This window comes from Novosphingobium sp. (genome assembly GCF_027531025.1).
Taxonomy (GTDB): domain Bacteria; phylum Pseudomonadota; class Alphaproteobacteria; order Sphingomonadales; family Sphingomonadaceae; genus Novosphingobium.
In genome coordinates this window covers 509,999-522,875 of sequence record NZ_JAPZQX010000003.1, presented here as the reverse complement: position 1 = coordinate 522,875, position 12,877 = coordinate 509,999, and the positions used below count along the sequence as shown (strand labels likewise).

The window sequence follows — 12,877 nt, the reverse complement described above, 5'->3', positions numbered from 1 at the left end:
ATTACCCCCCGTAACCATAGTAGGAGCCAAAGCGACGACCGCTGGGGCTGAAGTGAACTGCATTGAGCAGCAACTGGATGTTCGGGCAGCCTGAAAGGAGCCCGATGGCATCTTCCAGCGAACCCTGCCCGGTCCGGTCGGCGCGGGCGACAACCACGGCCTGACCAACGTACTTGGCCAGTTCGGCGGCCGGCGAGGCAGCGAGGGCCGGCGGCGAATCGAAGATCACGAAGCGGTTGGGCGCACCCTCGGTCAGCCGGTCGAGCACATCGCGGGTGCGCGAGCTGGACAGGTACTCGCTGTCCGAAGTCGTCGCGTTGCCGGCGGGCAGCACCCACAGACCAGCGATATCGGTGCCGATCACGCAATCGGCCACGTCAAGCGTCGGATCGGCCAGGGCGTCCATCAGCCCCTTGCCGCCAGGCAGGCCCAAGGCGGACAGCACCGACGGCTTGGCGAAGTCGGCGTCGACCAGCAGCACTTCGGTTTCCTTTTCCGCCGCGATCGACAGCGCCAGGTTGACCGCGGTGAAAGTCTTGCCCTCGCCGGGATGGGGCGAGCAGATCAGCACACGCTGGGCGGCCATGCCCATGCCCTGCTGTTGCAGCTGCGAGGCATTGAGCAGCAGCTGGCGCTTGATGATGCGGAATTCTTCCAGCAGCGCGGTGACCGAACCTTCGGGCACGATCAGCCCCTGATCGCGCAGGTGCTCGCGCTTGACCGGATGGGCCGGGCCGGTGAAGCGCACCGGCGCGACGGGTGCGGCGGGAGCCGGTACGGCGAATGTTGCCGTGGCTGCCTCGATCACTTCCGGCACGACCACTTCCGGCCGCGCGGTGCTGGTCGCCGGTTCGGGCGCAGCGGTTGCCTCCGCCGGTTCGTCGGCACGGCGATAGCGGCGGCGCTGCGACGGGGGCGGAACCAGGTGATCGGGGATCGGCGCCGGGGCCAGTCGCACCAGATCGTAGTTGCGGACCACGCGCTCGATCAGGCTGGGCTTGGCGCCTTCCGGTTCGTCCTGCGGCGGCACGGGGATCTTGGTCTGTTCAGTCATTGCCTGTCCCCTCAGCCCACCGTCCGGACCTGGATGATTTCAGCCACCTGCAGCAGCATGAAGATCCCGCCCAAGGCGGCGCTCGCCATGTAGAACTGCTTCATCCGCCGCTTGCGCAGCAGTCGGGCCTGGTCATTCAGGGTATGGGTGATCGCGCCCAGCACCGGCAGGCCAAGGGCCCGCTCGAGCCGGGCAGTGGTCGCGAAAGTGGAGCGCAACTGGCCGATGGCAAAAGCCGCGCCGATCCCAGCACCCAGCCCGACCACCAGCACGGCCAGCAACAACAACGGCCGGTTGGGCGCAACCGGCGCGCGCGGCGTGGTCGGCGGATCGATCACCTCGAACTTCACCGCATTGTGTTCGGTTTCCACCTGGCCGCGCAGGCGCAGTTCCTCGCGGTCCTGCAGCAGCTTGTCATATTGCTGCTTGAGCACGTCGTAATCGCGGTTGATCCGCTGGTGTTCGGCGGCCAGTTCCGGATTGGAAATCTGGGCCGTGGTGATCCGGCTGATATCCGATTGCAGCGCCGCGCGGCGCGCCATGAGCGCCTGGACGCTGGCCTGCCGCTCGGCGCGGATCGACTGGAGCGAGGAATAGGCCGGGTTGGGAATGCCCGTGGGGCCGGTTTCGCTGGCGGCCGCGCCGCGCAGCAGGTTGATCTGGTTCTTGGCGGCGATCACGTCAGGGTGGTTCTCAGTCAGCCCCCGTGCGCGCAGACCGGCAAGCATGGCCTGAGCCTCGGCCAGGGCGCCGCGCGCCCCGCCTTGCGGCCCCATCCCCGGCAAGGTCTGCGGCGTGCCCGCGAGTTGGCCGTTGATCGCAGCGAGGGCCGACTGGGCCGCCGCCAGATCGGCATCGATCCCGCGCATTTCCGAGCGCGCCGCTTCAAGCCGCTGCAGCGCCCCGGCCCCGCCCTGGATCAGGTCGGGATTGGCAGCCTCGAAAGCCAGCCGCTTCTGTTCGGCCGCTTCCAGTTCCTTCTGCCGCTGGCCCAACTGCTGGTCCATGAAGGCCAACGACTGGGTCATCTCGCCGCGATTGCCGGCCAGGTTCTCCTCGCGGAAGATGTCGATCATCTTCTGGACGATGTCCTGCGCGATCTTGGCGTTCTCGGCATCGGAGCGCGCGCCATCGCCGAATTCGGCGGTGATCGCGAACAGGTTGTCCTTCTCGCTCTCGACCTTCACGTTCTTGGCCAGGCCCAGGACGGCAGCTTCCATCTGCTTGGGCGAGGTGATCTCGTCGCCGATCGCGGTGGAGCGGATGACCTTTTCCAGGTTGATCGCGCTGGTCAGCGTCTGCTGCACCCGGTCGATGTCGCGCTTGCGGTTGCCGACGCCGACGCCGGTCACTTCCGACAGGGCATCGTCCAGCTGGACGAAGATCCGCGCCTTCGATTCGTAGGTATTGGGAACCAGCGCCACGACCAGCCAGCCCAGCAGGCAGACCGACCAGGCCACGCCCAGCGCCAGCCAGCGCCGGTGCCAGACCGAGAAGATCGCGGATCGCAGTTCGTCGTAGATGTTGTTCATGCCAGCCCCGCGCGCCCCTGCTCAGAACGTGCTTTCGGGGATGATGATCACATCGCCCGGCATCAGCATCACATTGGCCTTGCTGTCGCCCTTGCGCAGCAGATCCGCCAAGCGGATCGCGTATTCCGTCTGCCCGCCGGTCTGCTTGTCGAAGCGGATCAGGCGCGCGCGGTTGCCAGCGGCAAACTCGCTGAGCCCGCCCACCGCGATCATTGCGTCGAGCAGCGTCATGTTGGCGCGATAGGGGATCGAGGCCGGCTTGGTCGTCGCCCCCACGATCCGCACCTGCTGGCTGAAGGTGCCGGCAAACTTGTTGACGATCACCGAGACCAGCGGTTCCTGGATGTACTGCGACAGTTGCAGGGTGATGTCGTCAGCCAGCATCTTGGGGGTCTTGCCCACGGCCGGCATGTCGGTGATCAGCGGCGTGGTGATGCGCCCGTCGGGCCGCACCTGGACCTGCGCGCCCAGCTCGGGATTGCGCCAGACGAAGATGGTCAGCTCGTCCAGCGGGCCGATCACGTATTCCTCGCCCGGGCCTTCCTGCATCGCCACGAAGGCGGCCGGCGGCAGCTGCGGCCCACCCCCGCCCCCGGCACAGCCGGCCAGCGCGAGGCAGGCCACGGCGCTACTGGCCAGCAGGCGGGATGAACGAATGGACGGCATCGGGCATATCCTTCACGTGATCGCCGCGCCGCCGCTTGGGCATGCCCTTCCCGCACGAAGGCCCGGCTATTCAGCCTCGGCTATCGGCAAAAAGGGTGAATATTACGTTAGCTAAACCGGGAATTTCCCGATTTCAGCGGGTTTTCCGCTGGCCGGTTTCCGCTCCGGAACTTGCCTCGGTGGAGCGGTCAGACTAGCAGTTCGGCCGCCGGTCCCTGACCCAGGAACATCGCCGGGCTGGCGCTGGCGCCATAGGCTCCGGCACAGAACACGGCGACCAGATCGCCCACCTCGGCGCGGGGGAACCCGGCCTTGTCGGCGAGCCGGTCAAGCGGGGTGCACAGGCACCCGACCACGCTGGCCTCCTCCTCCACCGGCGCATCGAACCGGCTGGCGATCGCGACCGGATAGTTGCGCCGCACCACCGTGCCGAAATTGCCCGAAGCGGCCAGCTGGTGATGTAGGCCGCCATCGGTGACGAGATAGGTCTCACCGTGGCTGACCTTCCGGTCTACGATCCGGGTCAGGTAAACCCCAGCCTCGCCAACGAGATAGCGGCCCAGCTCGATGCAGAACCGGGTTTCGGCCAGTTCGGCGGGCAGCTGCGCCAGCCGTTCGCCCAGTGCCGCGCCAACCGAGGCCAGATCGAGCGGAATGTCGCCCGGAAAATAGGGAATCCCGAAGCCGCCGCCCAGGTTGCACTTGGGCAAGGGCTGGCCCACTTCGCGGCTGAGGCGCGCGGCCAGCGCGATCGTCTGGGCCTGGGTATCGGCAATAGCGGCGGCATCGAGCGCCTGGCTTCCGGCAAAAATGTGGAAACCCTGCCAGTCTGCCCCGGCAGCCAGGATCGTGCCGACCAGGGCCGGAACCCGCTCGGCATCGACGCCGAACGGCTTGGCCCCGCCGCCCATCTTCATGCCCGAACCCTTGAGGTCGAAATCGGGATTGACCCGTACCGCCAGCTTCGGAACCACGCCAAGCCGGTCTGCAATCGCCAGCGCCCGCGCGGCTTCACCTTCGGATTCGAGGTTCAGCGTAACCCCGGCGGCAATCGCTGCTTCCAGTTCCGCATCGCGCTTGCCCGGCCCGGCAAAGCTGATCCGCGCCGGATTGATCCCGGCCGCGCGGATCATCTCAAGCTCTCCGCCCGAAGCGATGTCGAACCCGTCGACCAGGCCGGTCATCGCCGCCAGCAGCGGAGCATGGGGATTGGCCTTGACTGCATAGTGCAGCGCCACCCGCGCCGGCAGGGCTGCGCGCAGCTCAGCCACCCGCTGTTCGACCAGCTCGCGCGAATAGACGAACAGCGGCGTCCGCCCGGCCAGTTCGACCAGTTCGCTCGCCTTGCGCCCGGCAATCGCCAGTTCGCCATCGATAGCGCCATAGCCAGCGGGGATCGGGCCCAACGGCTTCACGACGTCAGCTCCCGGGTCAGCTCCTGATAGAGCCCGGTGCGATCCAGCTTGCCATTGGGGGAAATCGGCATGACGTCACGCCAGTGAATGACCTTCGGCTGCATAAAATTTGGCAAATCCTGCATAAGTTTACGCGGCAATTCTTCCATCGTGCCCGAACTTTCCGGCGCGGCCCGCACGACAAGGTGAACCGCCTGCCCAAGCCGCTCGTCCGGGATGCCCAGCGCCACGGCCTCGGCCACCAGCCCGGTCGCCAGCGCAGCCTCCTCGATCTCCTGCGGGCTGATCCGGTTGCCCGCGCTCTTGATCATGGCGTCACGGCGTCCGACGAAATAGAGCAGGCCGTCGCCATCGCGCCGCACCCGGTCACCCGACCAGACCGCCATCCCGCCATAGCGCGAGGCTGCCGGGGCCGGTTTGAACCGTTCGGCGGTGCGTTCCGGGTCCTGCCAATAGCCCTGCGCAACCAGCGGCCCGCAGTGGACCAGTTCCCCCTCCTCGCCATCCGCCGTCACGGCCCCATCGTCGCCGATCACCAGGATTTCGGCATGGGGGATCGCCTGGCCCATCGAGGTCGGATGCGTGTCTACCAACGCCGGATCGAGATAGGTCGAGCGGAACGCCTCGGTCAGGCCATACATCGGGAACAGCCGCGCGGCGGGGAACAGCGCCCGCAGCCGCGCCACCAGATCGACCGTCAGCGCCCCGCCCGAATTGGTCAGCCGCCGCAGCTTTCCGGCGGTTTCGACCGGCCAGTCCAGCTCGGTCAATTGCACCCACAGCGGCGGTACGGCCGCCAGCGTGGTGACGCCGTGGCGTTCCACCGCCTTCACGACGTCACGCGGGGTCAGGTAATCGAGCGGGGCAACGCTACCCCCGGCATACCAGGTGCTGAGCAGCTGGTTCTGGCCATAGTCGAACGACAGCGGCAGCACTGCCAGCGTGACGTCATCCGCCGCAAGACCGAGATAGGAGGCAACGCTTTCCGCGCCGAGCCACAGGTTGGCATGGCTCAGCATCACCCCCTTGGGGCGTCCGGTGGAGCCGCTGGTGTAAAGAATCGCCACCAGATCGTCCGGGGTGGCCGTCGATGGGGCCAGCTGCGCCGCCACATGATATTCGGCCAGCACGGCCTTTTCTCCCAGCGCCGCGCAGTTCGCCGGGGCATCGCCTGGCTCCAGCGTCGCCAGCCGCGCTTCGGTGCCGATCAGCAGCCGCGCACCGCTATCGGCCAGGATATGCGCCACCTGCGCGCGCTTCAGCAAAGGGTTGACCGGCACATGGACCAGCCCGGCCCGCGCCGCCGCCAGCGGCAACAGGCAGGTCATTTCGCCTTTTGCGGCCCATGATGCCACCCGCGCGCCCGGCTCTGCCACCTGGCCCTGCAGCCAGCCCGCTAGTCGGGCGACACTTTCCCTTAAGTCCTTGTAGCTAAGGATGCGCTCGCGCAGCACCAGCGCAGGCGCATTGTCTTCACCGCGCAGGGCGAGATGGTCCAGCGGACTGATCGCGACGGGATCGGAAAGAGACAAGGCCTGGCGGTGCTCCGCTGATGGGGGTTCGGCAAACTTGGTTCGCGTTGTCTATCACGATGATCTTAAGGAAGTGCAAGCCGATGCGCAGCTGGCCGCGCTGCTGGCCGCGCCGCAGGCTCGCGCGCCCTTTGACCGGATCGAGTGGTGGCAAGGACTTGTCGAGATCGGTGGCCTGTTCCCGCTGATCGCAGTGGCCAAGGCGGGCCGGGAGCGTGCCGTCATACCGCTGCTGCGCCGTGGCCGCCAGGTCCATTGCCTGACCAACTGGTATTCGTTCCGGGTTGCGCCGCTATTCACGCCGGATGCCGATCGCGCTGGGCTGCTCGATGCCCTCGCTGCCGATCTCGCTGGTCAGACCCCACACCTGGTCCTGTCACCCTTGCCTGACGAGGATGGCACAACCACAGCCCTGGCCGAGGCACTGCGCCGGGCGGGCTGGGCCACCTTCGTCGACCAATGCGACGTCAATCACGTGCTGCCGGTGAACGGGCGCAGCTATGCCGAATACCTGGCCACCCGGCCCGGGCCGGTTCGCACCACGCTGAAGCGCAAGGCGGCCAAGGTCGCGGTCACGATCGAAACCGCGTTCAACCCCGAAAGCTGGGCCGCCTACGAGGCGATCTATGCCCAGAGCTGGAAGGGCGAGGAAGGATCGCCCACCTTCCTGCGCCATTTCGCCGAAGCCGAAGGCCGTGCCGGACGCTTGCGGCTCGGCATTGCCCGCACCAATGGCGAAGCGGTGGCCGCCCAGTTCTGGACCGTCGAAGGCGGGACCGCCTTCATTCACAAGCTGGCCCATGTCGAGGCCGCCAAGCCGCTTTCACCCGGCACCACGCTGACCGCCGCCCTGCTGGCGCGAGTGATCGACGCGGACAAGGTAGACCTGGTCGATTTCGGCACGGGTGACGATCCCTACAAGCGCGACTGGATGGAGCAAGTTCGTCCGCGCTATCGGATCGAGGCCTTCCGCCCGAAATGGCCGGGAACCTGGCCGGCAATTGCCCGCAAGGCACTGCGCCGCCTTGTGCCGGACCGCAGGGCTGGCTAGAGGCCGCGCGACAGGGGGGCCTGCGGGCCGCGATGCAGGAATAGACGATGCCTTCGACCACCGATCAGCAACTCCGCAAGATCCTGACCGACGTGCTCGGCCTCAAGCCCGGCCAGGCCGATGGCTTTGCCGCCGATACCGGCCTGTTCGGCCACCTGCCCGAACTGGATTCAATGGCCGTCGCCGGCCTGCTGACCGAAATGGAAGATCGCCTGGACATCGTGATCGAGGATGACGAGGTCGATGGCGAGCTGCTCGAAACCTATGGCGCGCTGCTCGCCTTTGCCGAGGCCAAGCGCGAGGCGGCGTGACCCCAGCCAGCTACCCCTGCCCCCGGCCAACCGATCCCGGCGCGTCTGAATATGCGCTGGCGTTCGACCGGGGCCAGGCGGTGCGGCTGCTGGTTATCCCGGCACTGTTCGATGAAGGGCACAAGCTGCGGCACCTCTGCGTCGAGGTGATGCGGCGGCTGGATGGCAGCGGGATCGACAGCTTTCTGCCCGATCTGCCTGGCACCAACGAAAGCACGGCCGACCTCAACCACCTGACCCTGGCCGATTGGGCCGCGGCCACAATCGCTGCCGCTCATCATTTCCGCCCCAGCCACGTGCTGGCCGTGCGCGGCGGCGGATTGATCGTGCCACCGGGGCTGCCGGGCTGGTGCTATGGCCCGGTCAAGGGTTCCAGCCTGCTGCGCACCATGCTGCGCGCACGGGTGCTGTCGGCCCGTGAGGCCGGGCGCGAGGAAAGCGGCGAAGGCCTGCTGGTCGAAGCTCAGGAGCACGGGATCGAACTGGCCGGCTATCGGCTGGGCGCGGGCATGGTCCAGCAGATGCAGGCGGCTTCGCCCGCCGCTCTCGCAGAGATCGAGCAGGATGTGGTTGGCGGCAGTCCGCTGTGGCTGCGGGCGGAACCTGACTATGCCCCGGCCCAGGCCGATGCCCTGGCCGCTTATCTGACCATGGCGGTACGAGCATGAGCCGCCGTCATGTGACCTTCAACTGCGAAGGGGCCATGCTGGTCGGTACGCTCGATCCGGCGCCGGGGCGCACCGGGTTGCTGATCGTGTCGGGCGGCAACGAGTTGCGCTCCGGTCCGTGGGGCAGCCAGGCGCAGATCGCGGAGAAGGTGGCGCTGGCGGGCTTTCCCGCCTTCAGGTTCGACCGACGCGGAGTGGGTGACAGCGCGGGCGAGAATGCGGGTTTTGCCGCTTCCGGTCCCGACATTGCTGCCGCGATTGCCGCCTTTCGCGCCCACGTGCCGACGCTGAAGCGGATCGTCGCCTTCGGTAATTGTGATGCCGCCAGCGCACTTATGCTGGCGGGCGGTGCGGGGCTGGACGGGCTGGTCCTGGCCAATCCCTGGACCTTCGAACCTGCCGCCGCCGTAGCCGAGGTTGCCGAGGAAACTCCCGCCCCCACGCCGATGCCGCCATCGGTCCTGCGCCGCCATTACCTAAGGCGGCTGACCGATCCGCGCGCGCTCTGGCGCCTGCTGACCGGCAAGGTGAAGGTGGGGCAGATGGCCGCCTCGCTGGCCGAAGCCACCAAGACCGATGCACCGCCCTCGTCCCTCGCCCGGCAGATGGCCGCAGGGCTCGGCGATTTCGGCGGGCCGGTAACGATCCTGCTGGCGCAGAATGACCGCACCGCCCAGGCGTTCCTCGCCAACTGGGACAAGGGTGACGCGCGCCTGCGCCAGTGCCCTGACGCCAGCCACAGCTTTGTCGAGCCGCAGGCGCGGATCTGGCTCCAGGGCCAGATCCTCGCGGCGCTGCGCAGCCTCGCTTAACCGCGCGCGGCGAATTCCCGTTCGGCCAGGAACCGCTCGGCATCGAGCGCGGCCATGCAGCCGGTACCCGCCGCAGTCACGGCCTGGCGATAGGTGTGATCCATCACGTCACCGCAGGCAAAGACACCGGGGATCGCGGTCTTGGGCGTGCCGGCCTCGACCACGATGTAGCCGCCGCCATCCAGTTCCAGCTTGCCCTTGAACAGTTCGGTCGCCGGGGCATGGCCGATCGCCACAAAGGCCCCGTCGGCCGGTTCGACCGTGGTTTCACCGGTCACCGTGTCCTTCAGTTTGACGCCGGTTAGGCCGCCATCTCCCACGAACCGCTCGACCCCCTTGTTCCACAGCACCTTGATGTTGGGGTGGGCGAACAGGCGATCCTGCAGGATCTTTTCCGCGCGCAGCGAATCGCGGCGGTGGATCAGCGTCACGTCCTGCGAATGGTTGGTGAGGTAGAGCGCCTCTTCGACCGCGGTATTGCCGCCGCCGATCACCACCACCTTCTTGCCGCGATAGAAGAACCCGTCGCAGGTGGCGCAGGCCGAAACGCCCTTGCCGGAAAATTCCTGTTCGCCGGGCGCGCCCAGCCACTTGGCCTGGGCCCCGGTGGCGATCACCAGCGTTTCGCCTTCATAGATATCGCCGCTGTCCCCGACCGCGCGGAACGGCGGGCCTGACAGGTCAACCTCGGTGATCGTGTCCCACAGCATCCGGGTGCCGACATGTTCGGCCTGGGCCTGCATTTCCTGCATCAGCCAGGGGCCCTGGATCACGTCGCGGAAGCCGGGGTAATTCTCGACATCGGTGGTGATGGTCAGCTGACCGCCCGGCTGGAGGCCCTGCACCACGATTGGCTGCATCCCGGCGCGCGCGCCATAGATCGCGGCGGAAAGCCCGGCCGGGCCGGAGCCGATAATCAGCATCTTGGTGGTATGGGTCGCCATCGTCATGTCCTGAATTGGGTTTGGTCCCATCTAGGGAGCGCCCCGCCCCCATGCAAACCCGCCCGCGGCCCTTTCCCCACAGATTGACGCCCCGTTCGGTTCGGAGCAAAGGCATGGGCCATGACGATCCACGGCCCGACCTCCAACAGCTTCATCTCGCAGCGCCTGCGGCTTCACTATGTTGACTGGGGCAACCCCGGCGCCCCGCCGCTGATCCTCCAGCATGGCGGGCGCGATCACTGCCGCTCGTGGGACTGGGTGGCCGAAGAGCTGGCCAAGGACTGGCATGTCATCGCGCCCGACCTGCGCGGCCATGGCGACAGCGCCTGGGCGCCTGACGGCAATTACGAGATGAACGCCTTTGTGTACGACTTTGCGCAGCTGGTACACACGCTTGGGTACGATGAAGTGACCATCGTGGCACACTCGTTGGGCGGCAATGTCGCCTCGCGGTACACCGGGCTTTACCCCGAAAAGGTTCGCCGCTTCGTCAACATCGAAGGCCTTGGTCCCTCGCCCAAGACCCGCGCCGAGCGCGAGGCGGCGGGCTATGCCAACCGCTTCCGCGAATGGATCGACAAGCGCCGCGCCGCCGCCGGCCGCATCCCCCGCCGCTATCCCAGCATCGAGGCGGCCTATGCCCGGATGAAGGAGGAAAACTCGTTCCTCACCGACGAGCAGGCCCGCCACCTGACCATCCACGGCGCCAGCCGCAACGAAGACGGCACCTGGAGCTGGAAGTTCGATCCCTACCTCAATGTCTGGCCGTTCGAGGACGTGCCGGAATCGCGCACCGAGGAGCTTTGGGCGGCGATCACCTGTCCGATGCTGCTGCTCTACGGCGCCAATTCCTGGGCCTCGAACCCGGAAAAGGACGGCCGGCTCGAGGTGTTCAACAACGATCCCAAGGTAATCGAGTTCGAGAACGCCGGCCACTGGCTGCACCATGACCAGTTCGACCGGTTCATGGCGGAAATCCGGGCCTTCCTCTAATCGACGAGGTAGTGCGACCGCAGCTGTTCGCGGGCTGCCGCATCCACGCCCAGCACAGTTTCGAGGTAGGCATCGAGCGAATCGTGCGCCGCCTCGGCCCGGTCGAGCGCGGTGACGATATAGTCTTCCTCAACGCCCATCAGGGTGCGGATCGTGGCTTCGTCGATCTGGCCATACTTGGCCCGGATCGTTTCCGCTCCCTGCTCGATCCGCCGCTCAATGTTCCCGGCCACATTGGTAAGCAGGTAATCAGCCACAATTGCATCGCGCGCCACGCCCAACACATGCTGGGCCAGCGCCACGGCAAAGCCGGTCCGATCCTTGCCTGCGACGCAATGGACGAGGCTGGGCTGCGGTCCGCGCTGCAGGGCTGAAAAGTAGGTCCGCAACATCGGTACCAGGTTCTCGCGGTGAGCAATCCCCTCATAAAGCCGCATCATGGCCGCACGGGCCTGCTCCCGCGTCAGCGCCCCCTCGGCGGCCTCGACATGGAGTGCGAGGCCCGCAGTCTCACCTGGGCTGTGCAAGACTTCGGCGGCAAAGCCAGGCGACCGACGGCAGGGATTGGCCGCGCGCTCGCTGGTCCCGCGCAGGTCGATCACTGTGGCAAGGCCCAGGCGCTGGACTTCCGCCAGATCGGCATCGGTCGCTTCGCCGTGCTGGGCCGACCGCCAGAGCAGGCCGGTGCGAACCTTGCGGCCATCCAGCCCTTCATAACCGCCATAATCGCGGAAGTTGTGAATGCCTTCGAGTGGGAGAATGCGGGCTTCGGTCATGCCCGATCGCTTGGCACCCCACGGCGCCCCATGCAAGCCGCTTGCGCAAAGGACGCTCCTGCCGCAAGCTGCGAAAAAACCACTATGAGAGGGGCTGCGTGGGGAAGAAAGGTCTGACGCGCGAGTTGAAAGTTGGCCTGCTGGGCGGCGGTTCCTGGGGAACGACCGTGGCTTCGCTGGTGGCGCGCAATGCGCCGACTACCCTGTGGGCCCGCAGCGCCGATACGGTTGCGGAGATAAACCAGCACTCCACCAACCGCCGCTACCTGCCCGACGCCCGCCTGACCCCAAGCCTGCGCGCCACGACCGAACTGGCCGAAGCGGTCAGCGGTGCCGACGTGATCGTGTTCGGCGTGCCATCGCAGGTAACCCGCGAAACCGCCGCCGCAATCCGCCCCTTCATCCGCCCCTGGGTGCCGATCATCAGCCTCGCCAAAGGTTTCGAACTCTCCAGTGGCAAGCGGATGACCGAGGTGATTGGCGAGGAACTGCCCGGCCATCCGCTGGGCGTGCTGACCGGGCCTAACCTCGCCAAGGAAATCATGTCGGGCCTTGCCGCTGCCGCCGTCATCGCGATGGATGACGATGTGATCGTGCGAGAATTGCAGGGGCTGTTCCGCACCGGGCTGTTCCGGGTCTACACCAATGATGATGTGGTTGGCGCCGAACTGGGCGGCGCGCTGAAGAACATTTTCGCAATCGCCACTGGCATGGGCGATGCGCTGGGTGCCGGGGTCAATACCCGCTCGGCCCTGCTCACGCGCAGCCAGGCCGAGATGATGCGACTGGGCGTTGCCTTGGGCGGTCGTGCGGAAACGCTGATGGGCCTAGCGGGGATGGGCGATCTGCTGGCCACCTGCACCAGCCCGCAAAGCCGCAACCGCACGGTCGGGCTTGAGCTTGGCTCGGGCAAGACGATCGAACAGGTATTGGCCGGGATGAGCCAGGTTGCCGAAGGGGTGAAAAGCGTCGGCCCGGTCTGGCAGATGGCCTGCGAACGCGGGATCGAACTGCCAATCGTGCGCGAAGTCTATTCGGTCGTGCACGAAGGAGCACCTGCCACCAGCGCGTTCCGCGGCCTGCTGAGCACGGCAGCGGGATCCGAAGCGGAGCCGGGCTGACC

13 protein-coding genes are annotated in these 12,877 nt (G+C 66.9%); 6 read left to right on the top strand and 7 right to left on the bottom strand.

Annotation, left to right across the window (positions count from 1 at the left end; translation table 11 throughout):
• Window position 1: 1 nt before the first annotated feature.
• From O9281_RS05595 to O9281_RS05575, 5 genes are all read right to left on the bottom strand, one after another.
• Window positions 2–1,054 carry an AAA family ATPase gene (locus O9281_RS05595; RefSeq protein WP_298183625.1) on the bottom strand — a complete coding sequence of 351 codons (1,053 nt, stop codon included), beginning with the start codon at window positions 1,052–1,054 and terminating at the stop codon, window positions 2–4.
• An 11-nt stretch (window positions 1,055–1,065) separates the two neighbouring features.
• Entirely contained in the window at window positions 1,066–2,586 is a 1,521-nt protein-coding gene (locus O9281_RS05590; RefSeq protein ID WP_298183623.1) for an XrtA system polysaccharide chain length determinant, read from the bottom strand.
• 21 nt (window positions 2,587–2,607) lie between these two features.
• Entirely contained in the window at window positions 2,608–3,252 is a 645-nt protein-coding gene (locus O9281_RS05585) for an XrtA/PEP-CTERM system exopolysaccharide export protein (RefSeq protein WP_298183621.1), read from the bottom strand.
• 188 nt (window positions 3,253–3,440) lie between these two features.
• The gene (locus tag O9281_RS05580; protein WP_298183619.1) at window positions 3,441–4,667 is read right to left on the bottom strand and encodes a pyridoxal-dependent decarboxylase, exosortase A system-associated; all 1,227 of its coding nucleotides are present in this window, start codon (window positions 4,665–4,667) and stop codon (window positions 3,441–3,443) included.
• Window positions 4,664–6,199, bottom strand: coding sequence for an acyl-CoA ligase (AMP-forming), exosortase A system-associated (locus O9281_RS05575; protein WP_298183617.1), 1,536 nt, complete (start codon window positions 6,197–6,199; stop codon window positions 4,664–4,666). The genes O9281_RS05580 and O9281_RS05575 overlap by 4 nt, the downstream gene beginning before the upstream one ends.
• A 37-nt stretch (window positions 6,200–6,236) precedes the next feature.
• Here O9281_RS05575 and O9281_RS05570 point away from each other — a divergent pair, with 37 nt between their 5' ends.
• Genes O9281_RS05570 through O9281_RS05555 form a run of 4 tightly spaced genes read left to right on the top strand, consistent with a single transcriptional unit; the run spans window position 6,237 to window position 9,041 of the window.
• Complete coding sequence (locus O9281_RS05570; RefSeq protein ID WP_298183615.1) at window positions 6,237–7,250, top strand: GNAT family N-acetyltransferase; 1,014 nt, start codon at window positions 6,237–6,239, stop codon at window positions 7,248–7,250.
• Window positions 7,251–7,297: 47 nt separating this feature from the next.
• Window positions 7,298–7,561 (top strand): acyl carrier protein, encoded by a 264-nt coding sequence (locus O9281_RS05565; protein WP_298183613.1) that lies wholly within the window; start codon window positions 7,298–7,300, stop codon window positions 7,559–7,561.
• Window positions 7,558–8,229 (top strand): hypothetical protein, encoded by a 672-nt coding sequence (locus O9281_RS05560; RefSeq protein WP_298183611.1) that lies wholly within the window; start codon window positions 7,558–7,560, stop codon window positions 8,227–8,229. The genes O9281_RS05565 and O9281_RS05560 overlap by 4 nt, the downstream gene beginning before the upstream one ends.
• On the top strand, window positions 8,226–9,041 hold the full coding sequence (locus tag O9281_RS05555; RefSeq protein WP_298183609.1) for a hydrolase 1, exosortase A system-associated: 816 nt from the start codon (window positions 8,226–8,228) through the stop codon (window positions 9,039–9,041). Before O9281_RS05560 ends, O9281_RS05555 begins: the two co-directional genes overlap by 4 nt.
• Here O9281_RS05555 and trxB read toward each other — a convergent pair.
• A complete protein-coding gene (gene trxB, locus O9281_RS05550; RefSeq protein WP_298183607.1) occupies window positions 9,038–9,985 on the bottom strand; it encodes a thioredoxin-disulfide reductase in 948 nt (315 codons plus the stop codon). The two genes, O9281_RS05555 and trxB, sit on opposite strands and share 4 nt — an antisense overlap.
• A gap of 120 nt (window positions 9,986–10,105) precedes the next feature.
• Here trxB and O9281_RS05545 point away from each other — a divergent pair, with 120 nt between their 5' ends.
• Entirely contained in the window at window positions 10,106–10,978 is an 873-nt protein-coding gene (locus tag O9281_RS05545) for an alpha/beta hydrolase (RefSeq protein ID WP_298183605.1), read from the top strand.
• Here the strand turns inward: O9281_RS05545 and O9281_RS05540 are convergent.
• Window positions 10,975–11,754: a tyrosine-protein phosphatase gene (locus tag O9281_RS05540; protein WP_298183604.1), complete on the bottom strand. Its 780-nt coding sequence runs from the start codon at window positions 11,752–11,754 to the stop codon at window positions 10,975–10,977. The two genes, O9281_RS05545 and O9281_RS05540, sit on opposite strands and share 4 nt — an antisense overlap.
• A gap of 98 nt (window positions 11,755–11,852) precedes the next feature.
• Between O9281_RS05540 and O9281_RS05535 the strand changes: the two genes are divergently transcribed.
• Window positions 11,853–12,875, top strand: a complete 1,023-nt coding sequence (locus O9281_RS05535) for an NAD(P)H-dependent glycerol-3-phosphate dehydrogenase (protein WP_298183603.1) — start codon at window positions 11,853–11,855, stop codon at window positions 12,873–12,875.
• Window positions 12,876–12,877: the final 2 nt, after the last annotated feature.

Coding starts and splice junctions, on each gene's coding strand:
- O9281_RS05595 (WP_298183625.1), bottom strand. CDS start 1,054: ATGACTGAACAGACCAAGATCCCCGTGCCGCCGCAGGACGAACCGGAA.
- O9281_RS05590 (WP_298183623.1), bottom strand. CDS start 2,586: ATGAACAACATCTACGACGAACTGCGATCCGCGATCTTCTCGGTCTGG.
- O9281_RS05585 (WP_298183621.1), bottom strand. CDS start 3,252: ATGCCGTCCATTCGTTCATCCCGCCTGCTGGCCAGTAGCGCCGTGGCC.
- O9281_RS05565 (WP_298183613.1), top strand. CDS start 7,298: ATGCCTTCGACCACCGATCAGCAACTCCGCAAGATCCTGACCGACGTG.
- O9281_RS05555 (WP_298183609.1), top strand. CDS start 8,226: ATGAGCCGCCGTCATGTGACCTTCAACTGCGAAGGGGCCATGCTGGTC.
- trxB (WP_298183607.1), bottom strand. CDS start 9,985: ATGGCGACCCATACCACCAAGATGCTGATTATCGGCTCCGGCCCGGCC.
- O9281_RS05545 (WP_298183605.1), top strand. CDS start 10,106: ATGACGATCCACGGCCCGACCTCCAACAGCTTCATCTCGCAGCGCCTG.
- O9281_RS05540 (WP_298183604.1), bottom strand. CDS start 11,754: ATGACCGAAGCCCGCATTCTCCCACTCGAAGGCATTCACAACTTCCGC.